This is a genomic window from Bacillus mobilis (assembly GCF_001884045.1).
Classification (GTDB): Bacteria; Bacillota; Bacilli; order Bacillales; family Bacillaceae_G; genus Bacillus_A; species Bacillus_A mobilis.
Window position 1 is genome coordinate 47156 of record NZ_MACF01000118.1, and the last position, 12245, is coordinate 59400.

At 31.4% G+C, this 12245-nt stretch carries 13 protein-coding genes and 1 pseudogene; 11 read left to right on the top strand and 3 right to left on the bottom strand.

Going from position 1 to position 12245, the window contains the following annotated elements:
• The first annotated feature begins 59 nt into the window (after positions 1 to 59).
• From BAQ44_RS19305 to BAQ44_RS19315, 4 genes and pseudogenes are all read left to right on the top strand, one after another.
• Complete coding sequence (locus tag BAQ44_RS19305; protein ID WP_084669575.1) at positions 60 to 581, top strand: GNAT family N-acetyltransferase; 522 nt, start codon at positions 60 to 62, stop codon at positions 579 to 581.
• Positions 582 to 632: 51 nt separating this feature from the next.
• Positions 633 to 1193: a nucleoside/nucleotide kinase family protein gene (locus tag BAQ44_RS19310; protein WP_061680399.1), complete on the top strand. Its 561-nt coding sequence runs from the start codon at positions 633 to 635 to the stop codon at positions 1191 to 1193.
• 12 nt (positions 1194 to 1205) lie between these two features.
• A pseudogene (locus tag BAQ44_RS29845) lies at positions 1206 to 1319 on the top strand (alpha/beta hydrolase); the annotation flags it as partial.
• Positions 1320 to 1332: 13 nt separating this feature from the next.
• Positions 1333 to 1791, top strand: coding sequence for a DinB family protein (locus BAQ44_RS19315; RefSeq protein ID WP_063261007.1), 459 nt, complete (start codon positions 1333 to 1335; stop codon positions 1789 to 1791).
• A gap of 58 nt (positions 1792 to 1849) precedes the next feature.
• On the opposite strand, the gene BAQ44_RS19320 is transcribed toward BAQ44_RS19315, so the two are convergent.
• The 3 genes from BAQ44_RS19320 to BAQ44_RS19330 form a co-directional block, all read right to left on the bottom strand.
• Positions 1850 to 2866 carry a D-alanyl-D-alanine carboxypeptidase family protein gene (locus tag BAQ44_RS19320; RefSeq protein ID WP_071723044.1) on the bottom strand — a complete coding sequence of 339 codons (1017 nt, stop codon included), beginning with the start codon at positions 2864 to 2866 and terminating at the stop codon, positions 1850 to 1852.
• Positions 2867 to 3047: 181 nt separating this feature from the next.
• Positions 3048 to 4205 (bottom strand): sensor histidine kinase, encoded by a 1158-nt coding sequence (locus BAQ44_RS19325; RefSeq protein WP_061680395.1) that lies wholly within the window; start codon positions 4203 to 4205, stop codon positions 3048 to 3050.
• Positions 4195 to 4890 (bottom strand): response regulator transcription factor, encoded by a 696-nt coding sequence (locus BAQ44_RS19330; protein ID WP_061680394.1) that lies wholly within the window; start codon positions 4888 to 4890, stop codon positions 4195 to 4197. The genes BAQ44_RS19325 and BAQ44_RS19330 overlap by 11 nt, the downstream gene beginning before the upstream one ends.
• A 192-nt stretch (positions 4891 to 5082) precedes the next feature.
• Here BAQ44_RS19330 and yqeK point away from each other — a divergent pair, with 192 nt between their 5' ends.
• The 7 genes from yqeK to BAQ44_RS19365 all read left to right on the top strand — a co-directional run bounded on the left by yqeK (position 5083) and on the right by BAQ44_RS19365 (position 12099).
• Complete coding sequence (gene yqeK / locus BAQ44_RS19335) at positions 5083 to 5691, top strand: bis(5'-nucleosyl)-tetraphosphatase (symmetrical) YqeK (protein WP_063261004.1); 609 nt, start codon at positions 5083 to 5085, stop codon at positions 5689 to 5691.
• Positions 5692 to 5704: 13 nt separating this feature from the next.
• Positions 5705 to 6379, top strand: a complete 675-nt coding sequence (locus BAQ44_RS30470) for a DUF3885 domain-containing protein (RefSeq protein WP_071723103.1) — start codon at positions 5705 to 5707, stop codon at positions 6377 to 6379.
• Entirely contained in the window at positions 6379 to 7116 is a 738-nt protein-coding gene (locus BAQ44_RS19345; RefSeq protein ID WP_081110443.1) for a phosphorylase family protein, read from the top strand. Before BAQ44_RS30470 ends, BAQ44_RS19345 begins: the two co-directional genes overlap by 1 nt.
• Positions 7117 to 7131: 15 nt before the next feature.
• Positions 7132 to 7767, top strand: a complete 636-nt coding sequence (locus BAQ44_RS19350) for an SDR family oxidoreductase (protein WP_071723046.1) — start codon at positions 7132 to 7134, stop codon at positions 7765 to 7767.
• A 102-nt stretch (positions 7768 to 7869) separates the two neighbouring features.
• Positions 7870 to 8718 carry a GNAT family N-acetyltransferase gene (locus BAQ44_RS19355; RefSeq protein WP_071723049.1) on the top strand — a complete coding sequence of 283 codons (849 nt, stop codon included), beginning with the start codon at positions 7870 to 7872 and terminating at the stop codon, positions 8716 to 8718.
• Positions 8719 to 8826: 108 nt separating this feature from the next.
• Positions 8827 to 9201, top strand: a complete 375-nt coding sequence (locus BAQ44_RS19360) for a hypothetical protein (protein ID WP_061680389.1) — start codon at positions 8827 to 8829, stop codon at positions 9199 to 9201.
• Positions 9202 to 9408: 207 nt separating this feature from the next.
• Entirely contained in the window at positions 9409 to 12099 is a 2691-nt protein-coding gene (locus BAQ44_RS19365; protein WP_071723051.1) for a M4 family metallopeptidase, read from the top strand.
• Positions 12100 to 12245 lie beyond the last annotated feature (146 nt).

Genomic DNA, 12245 nt, shown 5'->3' on the forward strand with positions numbered 1-12245 from the left:
GATTATATCCCTTTTATAGAAATAAATTTGAGGTTATAAAAATAGAAAACGTAAGGAGAATGGTAGTGGTCAAACTAGAGCCCTTTAAAAAAACTGATTTTAAGCAATTAATGAATTGGATAAACACTGAACAATTTTTAATACAATGGTCGGGAAATGCATTTGCATATCCCCTAAATGAACAACAATTAGAAAATTATATAGAAAGCTCAAATACCCTTGCATTTAAAGTAATTGATGAAGATTCTAAGAAAGTAGTTGGTCATATTTCACTGGGACAAATAGACAATATAAATAAATCTGCAAGGATTGGAAAAGTGCTAGTTGGTGATATGAAAATGAGAGGACGTTCTATAGGGAAACATATGATGAAAGCAGCATTACAAATTGCATTTGAAGAATTAAAACTACATAGAGTAACCCTTGGTGTTTATGATTTTAATACGTCGGCTATCACATGTTATGAAAAAATAGGATTTGTAAAAGAAGGCTTATTGCGGGAGTCAAAAAAAGTAGGAGAAACGTATTGGAATTTATGGGAAATGAGTATGTTAGAATATGAATGGAGCGATAAAAAATGATAGGTATCTGTAATTATGTTATGTTAATTAGATGGGGTGTGGTGGGAAATTATGAATAATAAAACGAAAATCATTACAATTGCAGCTGTTTCAGGAGGAGGTAAAACTACTGTTACAGAAAAATTAACTCAAAAGCTAACAAATTCAAAAGCGCTATATTTTGATACTTATCACTTTAAAAACTGTCCTAGTGATATTTGTAAATGGATTGATGGTGGAGCAAATTATGATGAATGGGTACTTACACCATTAATTCATGATATTCAGGATCTTATACGAGATAGTAACGTAGATTATATTATTATAGATTATCCTTTTGCATACTTAAATAGTGAAATGCGACAATTCATTGATATAACTATATTTATAGACACGCCTTTAGATATTGCGATGGCTAGAAGAATCTTGCGAGATTTTAAAGAAGGTACAATAGATGAAATACATAATGATTTGAAACATTACATGACATTTGCGAGAAAAGCTTATTTAGAGGCAATTCATACTGTTAAGCCGAATTCGGATATTGTATTGGATGGATCTTTATCTGTAAGTGAAATAATGAATCAGGCTATAGAGGAACTTGGCCTAAGAGAAGTGATTGTCAATGATTAAATGCATAGAGGAATATTACGACTATCAAGCAATAATAAATTTGTAATTGCAGAACAAAGTGGTCACTATATTCAAAAAGATGAGCCATATTATGTGAAAGATGCTATTAAGTGGATTATTGGGTAGAGGAGAGATAAATATGTACACTTTATTTCAATACAATTGGCAAGTAAGGGACGACTGGTTTAAGTGGTGTGAACAACTTTCAGAGGAAGAATTACTCCGCAAGCGTATCGGGGGTGTTGGGAGTATTTTAGAAACATTATTCCATATTGTCGATGTTGAATACAGCTGGATTAGCGCACTTCAAGGAAAAGAAGATAATGAACCGAAATTTAAAGATTATCAATCCATCCAAAAAGTGAAAGCGTTATCTGATTTATATAAACAAGAATTAGAAGTTTTTTTGCAGTTGTGGTCATCTAGCCTAGAATGTAAGATATTAAAAGCTTCGTGGACAGATAAAACATATACATATGGTGAAGTTTTAAGACATGTAATTGTACACGAAATTCATCACATTGGTCAGCTATCTATATGGGCGAGAGAGTTAAATCTTCAGCCTGTTTCAGCGAGTTTAATCGGAAGAGGACTATAGATGTATAAAACGGCTTACACTTATAGTGTAAGCCGTTTTATATATATAAGAAGATTTCCTAGTTGAAATCCTCGGATTTTTTCTGGCGTATATGTAAAAACATTAAAAATGTAATAATGAAGAAAATCGATAATGTTTGTATGATTAAATTTTGAAACTGAAGCAAAACTGTCCAAGATGTAACAGCGTCTTTAAAAGCTTGGAACGCAGAGTATGAGGAAGGATCAAAACCGTACTGTAGTAACTTTTTTGTTTCAATAAAAGTACTGTTTTCATCATCAGCCTCTAAAATTACTGAAATAAGTCTAGTATCTCCTCGTTTTGCTGTACTGACAAAACTATAATTACCATTTGTTAGAAAACTAGTTTGTAAGCCGTCAACACCTTGGAGTTTAATGTTTTTATTAAGGGAATAAATCATTTTATTTGTGTTGAAAACTTTGGAATCCTTGAAGGTAAATTGGTAAGAGGTTAGCTTCGTAATATTCAATACATCGGGAAAATCTTTTACTAATTGTGTTGCTAGTTTAACAACGTCTATTGCTGTTGTAGTTGATTGTTTATTCGTATCGTTATTCATTCCAGTAGCATTTAGAAATGGGGATTGTTGTGATAACTTTAGTTGTGTTGCTTTTTCATTCATTAGAAGTGTAAAGTTATCTTCATTTCCAGCAATGTGTTCTGCAAGGGCAAGTGCAGAACGATTATTCCCTGTCAAAAACAATGCATGCAGTAAATCACGAACTGTCGTTTGATCTTTAGAAGTTACTTGTATAGGGCTCGTTTCTGCTCGGAAAACTTCGTTACTTATTTTTACTAACGCATCTAACTGTATTTTGCCTTCATTCAGTTGTTCCATTGCGATATATTCAGTCATTAATTTAGATAAAGTAGCTGATTGTATAGGAATTTCCTCATTTTTTCTATAAATAACTTCACCTGAATTAGCATCTATTAAAATAGCTGATTTAGCTTGAATAATTGGACCATTTACATAAAGATAAAAATATAAAACAATAAGCGCTGTAATAACAAAAGATAATAATAAAATTGTGAACTTTTTCAGGAATTGCATAAGCGATCCTCCTACTATGACATCAATAATACTATTGTAAAAAGGAATGCTTAATTAGGAAGAAAGAAAAGGTAAAGAATTTCTAAAGAATTATAAAGGATTATTAAATTTTGGATTTTAATGGGAAATAAAAGGTCCAATTTCTTATATGGTAAGAAATTGGACCTAAAATTAAGCTGTATTAACATTTATGTGGTTGTAGTTTTACAGTGAAAGTTGTTTTTTTATCATCACTATATACTTCAATTGATCCTTTGTGCAATTCGACAATACTTTTTGCAATTGCTAATCCGAGCCCAGATCCACCGGTGTTTGTAGAGCGAGATTTTTCAACGCGATAAAAACGTTCAAAAATATGAGGTAAATCTGTACTAGGAATAGGTTGGCCGTAATTTGTTATGTCTATAGTAATCATATTATTGCTTTCATAGGCAGCAAGGTCGATATATCCACCGTCATTTCCATAAGCGATAGCGTTTATAATAAGATTTTCAAACACACGCACTAATTTGTCTCCATCAGCTAATACCATGAGTTTTTGAGATGGGAAAGAAGGGCGACATTCTATATTAGCTTCTTGAACTTGTATGCGGAATTGAACAGTTAATTGTCCAAGTAGCTCTACAATATCAATGGGAACAGAATATAAACTTAACTCTTTATTTTGAACACGTGTATATTCAAACAAGTCATTCATTAATGCATTAAGACGGGTTACTTTATCGTAAATGACTTGTATATAATGGCGTAATTCCACTTCATCTCTATAATTATCATGATGGATTAAATTTACGTATCCAACTATAGAGGTAAGAGGAGTACGTAAATCATGCGATACATTTGTAATAAGTTCACTTTTTGCTTGTTCAGCCTGTCTCTCTTCATCAATTGAGACTTTTAATTGTTCAACAATCTGATTTACTCCGGTTGCTAACTCTTCCAGATAATTATGATTTACGATAGACACTTTATGATTGAAGTTTCCATCTGCAATATAACGAATTTCTTCTATCATTTTTTTAATACAAGTTTCATAGTAAATCTTTCTTTCATGACGATAAAAAATGTATAGGTAGGATGAGAAAATAGAAAATAAAAACAAATAAGATACAATCATCATCCATAGAGATTCCTTTATTCCTTTATATTTTTCATATCCAAAAATTCTAATGAATTCTTTTCCGAGCTCGCTTAACGTGAGTGAACTTTCAATTACACTTGTAACAAGGCGATATATAATTAATTCAGTAATAGGAGTAAGTGTAATAGCTAACATAAACCAAAAAATCAACTTCCATTTTGGGATATCTTTTAATATATCAAATGCTTCATTTCTCAATTTTATAGCCTACTCCCCAAACAGTATGGATAAACTTCTCTCCATTCATTCCTGTTTCAAGTTTATCTCGTAAATTACTAATGTGGACCATTACAGTTTTATTTGAGCCATAACCATCTTCATTCCAAACGCGTTCAAAAATTTCTTCGGAACTAAATACTCTTCCGGTATTACTCGCAAGTAAATATAAAATATCAAATTCAATAGATGTAAGTTTAATATATTCTCCATTTACTTTAACAGTATGATTATGTTTGTGTATTTCAGCAGAACGAATACGAATAATACCATCTTCATTCTTGGGGGAAGTGGCATTTTGGAAAGACGATCTTCGTAATAAAGCTTTCACTCTAGCTACTAATTCTAATGGATTAAATGGTTTAATCATATAATCATCTGCACCTGTCATAAGACCTAATATTTTATCCATATCTTCTGCTTTTGCACTAAGCATAAGAATAGGTACAGTATTATTTTCACGCACTTCTTGGCAAACTTCTAATCCGTTTCGTTTTGGCATCATTATATCCAGAACCATAAGGTCAACTTCATATGTAGAAATCATTTGTAATGCCTCATCGCCATCATATGCTTTATAAATGTTATAGCCTTCATTTCGCAAATAAACAGCAAGTAATTCAACAATTTCTTTATCATCATCAATAATTAATATATTTTTATTCATTATGTAGTTCCTTTCCTAACAAATCATTAACATTACTATAATATCAAACATTTATGTATTTTGTAGCAATGATTCCACATAAAATTTCATGTAACGTATAAAAAGGGATTAAAACATTCATAACGAATACAAAGAAGAAAGATATTTAAATAATGTATTATACTGAAAGTGAAGAATAAGGGGGGACTTGCTATGGTATATAAAGAGATTTATTCATTTACTCCAACTGGAAAAATTGAAAATGATATAAAAGCTTTTCTATTAAAATACAATAAAGAACTTACATATAAACATTCAATTCGGGTGGCAAATGAAGCTCGAAAAATTGCGATTAAGTATCATGAAAACGGAGAAAAGGCAGCGATTGCAGCATATTTACATGATATTAGTGCAATCTTTCCGAATGAAGAGCGGATTGCAGTTGCTGAACAATTTAGAATAGAGATATTACAAGAAGAACGAGAATTCCCGATGATTATTCATCAAAAACTGTCGAGAATAATTGCAAAAGAGATATTTAGAGTGGAAGATGAAGAAATTTTAAATGCAATTAATTGTCATACTACACTACGTAAACATGCAACGAAGATGGATTTAGTGTTATTTGTTGCGGATAAAATAGAATGGGATCATAATGGGACACCACCTTATTTAGTAGAAGTAAAAAAAGGATTAGAAAAATCTTTAGAACATGCTGCTTTCGTATATATTTCATATTTGTGGGATAGAAAAGAAACGTTGAAAGTTGTACACCCGTGGCTAGAAGAAGCATATTGGCAGTTAAAAGAAATTGTAGAGTAGAAAGGATATGGGGATGCAATTAAAAGAGTATATGAATCAAATATTTCCTGGAGTTACATTAGTACCACATATATACTTTCAGTGGGAAAATTATTTGCATTTTCATTTTGGGAAAGGGAAATGTCCAAATGTCGAAAGAACTGACGATTTAAATATGGAATACTTCACTCAACTGTATACATATAATAAATACTTGTTTGAAGATGTATTTTCAAAAGAAGATGAAGTGTTTTTAGTAACAAATGTTTATCGATTTAAAAAGGAAGATATGAAAAATTCGCAGAAAATAAATGTATATAATAAATTTATTAAAAAGAGGGATTTAAAGTTCCAAATAAACCAAGAAACGTTAGCCTTTCTATTTGAAGATGAAGAAGCTGATTTATATTGTACATATCAATTTTCGTTAAAATGCCTTGCGGAAGATATTAAATACCAACCACTTATTCAAGCTGCAAATCATGAAGATTTTCCGGGTCTTTATCCTCGTTTTGGATGCAAAAAAGAAATTTTTTATCCAGATGTATTTCTTGTAAATGTATCGAAAGATATTATCCTGTTTATTTACGATGATAGAGGATGTGAAGTAATTGCGAAGAATAAAGAAACAATACGAAATTTATATGAGAAATATAAAGAGTGGATTCCAGATTATGAACGAGAAAGTATAGATAAATTATTTACATGATAACAATAGGGGAAGTGAAGCGTGTAATGAAACGTATTGCAATCGTATCCGCATGGGAACCAGAACTTACGTATTTGCATCAATTTTATCCAAGTGAGCGCATTGAAAAAAGAGCAGCTTGGGAATTTCATTTTCATTATATAAATAATTTGGAAGTTATCTCCGTTATAACTGGAGTTGGCAAAGTAAGTTGTGCAAGTTGTGTACAATTATTAATTAGTGAGTTTCAGCCAGATGAGTTGTTTATGACAGGGATATGCGGAAGTTTATCAAATAAGGTGAAAAATGGTCATATTGTAGTAGCCCTTAATGCAATACAACACGATGTTACTGCTGCTGGTTCGGGGGAAGATGTTTTTAATTTATATAATGGTAGAACAGCACCTATTGAAACAACAAAGTCAATTGTAAGAAGAATAAAAAAGATGCGATCATATGAACCGATTCATTTCGGTACATTTTTATCTGGAGATCAACGTATCCGTAGTTCAGAAATGAGATATTTACTCCATACTGTATATGGAGCATTAGCGGTTGATCAAGAGGTAGCAGCATTCGCTTATGTATGCCAAATCAATAACAAGCCTTTTCTATGTTTAAAAGCTGCTTCAGATCAAGCAAATGATAAAACGAAAGAGGAACAAAAAATCTTTAAAATGTTAGCATGTGAACGAGCCTGCGAGCATTTAATTGCTTTTTTACGAGTGTATGAGATTAATGTAGTAAATAATAGATAGTTAGAGGGGTTAATATTGGAAAGTACAAATAGAATAGCTATTCTAGGCGCAAATGGAAAAGCTGGGAAATTACTTGTAAACGAAGCGTTAGAAAAGGGATATCAAGTAAAAATATTAACAAGAAATTCTAATAATATCAAAATAACAAATGAAAATTTAGAGATTATTAATGGAGATGCACGTGATTTTTCTTCAATACGGAAATTACTTAAAGGTTGTCGAGTTGTAATAAATGCGGTTGGTCAACCCAAAAATGAATCTTATATTTTTAGTACAGTAACGAAGCATATTTTAGAAGCAATGAAAGAATTTGAAATAAAAAGATATATACTGATTTCTGGAGGTTCTTTAGATGTTACAGGAGATCAAAAGGGAATTATAAATAAAATAGGAGCTACCTTGTTTAAAGTATTTTTATCAAAGATGATGCAAGATAAATATAAAGAATTGCAAATTATTCAAGGTAGTGATGTAGATTGGACAATTGTTAGATTACCATTTGTTGTGGAAGGGAATGGCATTGGAAGTATAAAAGAGAGTTTAGTAGATATGCCAGGAATCAAAATTCAAAATAGTGATATTGCACCGTTTGTTATAAAACAAATTAATAGTGAGAGATATGTAGGAAAATGCCCGTTTATTTCAAATTAAATGGTAGAACTGAAAATTAAAGAATGATGGGTAGAGTGGAACTAGTCCATTTTATGTATTTGAATGTTAAATTTAACACGAGTAAGTGAGGGATAATTTTATATGATTCAATACAAAAGATGCAGTGAAGTAAGTATCGATTTAGTGTATGAAGCTTTTAAAGATGGATTTTCAGATTACGTTATTAAAATGGAAGTTTCAATAGAAGATTTTATAAAAAGATTTTTTGGACCAGAAGGGAATTCACTAAAACATTCCTTTCTTGCTTTAGACGGTAACAAATCTGTTGGTGTAATACTTGGCGGGATAAAGGATTATGAAAAAATAAAAACAATGCGCTGTGGAACATTAGCCGTTCATCCTAATTACCGCGGTATTGGTGTGAGTCAAAAGTTATTTGAACTACATAAAGAAGAGGCGCTTCAAAATGAGTGTAAGCAACTTTTCCTTGAAGTTATTGTAGGCAATGACCGAGCGATTCATTTCTATACGAAATTAGGCTATGAAAAAGTGTATGATCTATCTTATTATAATTTAAAAGATATGACTGAAATAATAAATAAAGATTGCAAGGGAATTGAAGTGAAACAATTAGATTTTCCATCTTTTAAAATTGAAGTTCAGAAATGGTTACACTTCCATATAAATTGGCAAAATGATATGGATTATATCGAAAAAACAAATAATACATTTTACGGCGCATATGTTGATAATGATTTAAAGGGTGCTATATGTGTGAATGAACAAGGTAAAATCAGTTTTCTTTTCGTAGACAAAGACTATAGAAATCGTAATATTGGATCAAAATTATTACAAATAGCAAGAGATGAGTTGAATGTATCAAGTTTATCAATTGGGTTTCCAAACAACAATTTACTAGAAGGATTTTTAAAGAAAACTGGATTTGAAAAGAATTCTTTAGCACAATATGAAATGTATGTTTTGATATAAAAAGCGGAAGGAGTTATTCTTACGCTTTTTATTTTTGTACTATATTGATATTTTACTTTGTATAATATTCTTTTTTTATGTAGAATAGATAGGATGGGAGGGGATGAAATGAATAATGGATTAAAGTTTAAGATTTTTGAATTACATTGTTTCGTTCAAAAAACTTATTCTGATATTAAAACAGCATGTGATATTGCTATTTATCAAGAAAACACTTCTAAATATTTAATTTCATTAGGATTTTTAAATAAATCATATATGACTTATATAGAATCAAAAAGATTTTATCGTGAAAATGAAGAACTTGTAAGTGTAGAATTTGATAATTTCTTTGATACATATGATAAATTAGAAGAGGAATTAAAAAAAGTTATTTCAACTGAAGATAAGAATCCTTCATTGCTACATAGTAGATTTGATCAGTTTCAGCAGAAAGTTGAAAATATAAATGACCTAATAAAAGTAATGCAAAACGCTCGTTAATGAATGCTTTTTTCTTTTTATATAGAAATTATGCATTAAAAATATATTAGGGATATTACATATTGAACGGATGACTTTTGTTTGCTACAGAAGTCATCTTTTTATAATACAGTTTTGCGTAATGTGTCGTACTTTTTATTCTTCTATTTTTGATAGGAATACATTTAAGCAGTTTCATATTTTAGGGAATTATACGAGGGAAATAACATGAAAAATAAAAAAGAAATAGCTATAGTTGCATTAACAACAGGATTAGCCTTAACAACAGGATTAGCCTTAACAACTGTAATACCGTATGGAGTAAGTTATGCAGAGGAAAAGGATCAAATGCAAGTTGAAATTCAAGAGGATTCGTTTCGTACAGGTGAACTTACACAACCATCACAAAAGACGCCTGAGAATGTAGTGAAAGATGCACTTAAGGAAAAGACGGAGCATGCTTTGTCTCCAAAACAAGTTAGTGGAGAAAAAGAGGTAGATTACAAGGTTGTTCAAAAACGTGGGGCTTACGATGGGACTACACTTGTTCGTATGCAACAAATATATGAAGGAAAAGAAGTGTATGGATACCAATTGACTGCTCATGTAGATAAAAAGGGTATTATTAAAAGTGTTTCAGGAGAAAGTGCACAAAATTTAACACAAGAAGATTTAAAGAATCCAACTAATTTATCAAAAGAAGATGCAAAACAATTTATTTATACGAAGTACGGGAACGATATTACATTTATTTCTGAGCCAGAAGTCAAGGAAGTTATTTTTGTAAATGAAAATAATGGACAGGCTAGCAATGCATATCAAGTTACATTTACGGCTGCAACACCAAACTATGTATCTGGAACTTATTTAGTGAATGCTAATAATGGAGATATGTTGAAAAATATGGTGCAAGAGTCAGATTTAAAAATAAGTGAAGAGCATGTTAAATCTATTGAGGAGAGTAAAAAAAGTGATGTCAAATCATTAACCGGAACAGGTAAAGATGATATAGGTATAATTCGCACATTTGGTATTTCTGAACAAAGTAATGGGGAATATGCACTTGCTGATTACACAAGAGGGCAAGGAATTGAGACATATGATGTAAATTATAGAGATATTACTTTTGAAAACAGATATTATCCTGGTATATTAGCAACTAGCACTTCAACCATATTTAATGATCCAAAGGCGGTAAGTGCTCATTTCTTAGCAACAAAGGTATATGATTTTTATAAAGATAAATATAAACGTAATAGTTTTGATAATAAGGGGAAAAAAGTAGTATCAGTTGTACATGCATGGGATTCTGGAGAAACAGATGATCCTAAAAATTGGGGGAATGCATTTAGTGCTAATATTAGCAATGTTAGTATGCTAATATATGGTGATCCAATGGTGAAAGCGTTTGACATTGCGGGCCATGAATTTACACATGCGGTTACATCTAGCGAATCTAATCTTGAATTTTCCGGAGAATCTGGGGCAATTAACGAGGCGTTATCTGATATTATGGGAACGGCTATTGAGAAATACATAAATAATGGGGAATTTAATTGGACAATAGGAGAACAAACTGGATTAGTTCTTCGTAATATGAAGAATCCATCTGCAGTCAAATTTATTAATGGATTACCGTATCCAGATGATTATAGCAAATACAGTGATTTAAACGGAGAAGATAATGAGGGCGTTCATTTCAACTCAAGTATTATTAATAAAGTCGCGTATTTAATTGCACAAGGTGGAACTCAGAACGGTGTAACTGTAAATGGTATTGGTGAAGATAAAATGTTTGATCTTTTCTATTATGCAAATACAGATGAATTGAACATGACTTCTAACTTCTCTGAATTAAGAATAGCGTGTCTGAAAGTTGCAACAAACAAATATGGTGCGAACTCAATTGAGGTTGAAGCAGTGCAAAAAGCTTTTGATGCAGCAAAAATTAAAGGAACAGTGAAAGAAAACGAAAAAACTGCAGAAAATCAAGTCCCTGAATTAACTGTACCTCTTACAATTACACTGCGTGTTGGTGATACGTTTGACCCGATGAGTAATGTAAAATCTGTTGATAAAGAAGATGGTGATTTAACAAATAAAGTTAAATATAAAGGCGATGTAGATACTTCTAAACCAGGTACATACATTGTGGACTACTCGGTCGTTGACTCTCAAGGGGGGAATGCAACGGCTACACAGGCGGTAATTGTAGAGGGAAATGGAGAAACATTAGATTTAAACCCTACATTAACAGTGCCTACTGCAGCGACAATTCATGTAGGAGATTCATTCGATCCAATGGCAAAAGTATTAGCTATTGATAAAGAAGACGGCGATCTTACTTCTAAAGTAAAAGTTAATGGTGAAGTAAATACCTCTAAAGCTGGTACTTACGTATTAACATACATAGTGAAAGATTTTAAAGGTCATGAAGTAACTGCGAAACAAGCTGTAACGGTCAAAGTTAGAGATGAAGTTGAAAATGAAATACCAATACTTAAAATCCCTGCTACAACTACAATTACTGAGGGAGATAAATTTGATCCAATGGTAGGAGTATTAGCTACTGATAAAGAGGATGGTGACGTTACTTCTAACGTAACGTATGAAGGAACTGTAGATACCTCTAAAATTGGTACTTTTGAAATCATATATAGTGTCAAAGATTCCGTAGGTAATGAGGTTCATACAATGCAAAAAGTATTGGTGAAAGATAAAGACATTAGCAAAGCTAATGGCCTTACTAATAACAATAATATCCCGAACAACAGTAATTCCTATAAAAAAGAATCTACATATAAAGAACTTCCAAACACGGGTGCTAGTACAACTAACAGTGCAACAATGGGCATTTGGATGGTTATTGCAGGTACGGTACTCACTTTCGTTCGTAAATTTAGAAAGATACAAAAATAATAGTAGGATTTATTTCTCACACAATAATTATTAGATGAATTTTTTACTTAATAAGATTTTAGTATTTAAGTGGTGTATTTTGCTTCTATAAAACTTTGCATTTGGACGCTATTTTGCCTACAGACCTACATTACATATAAAGCACG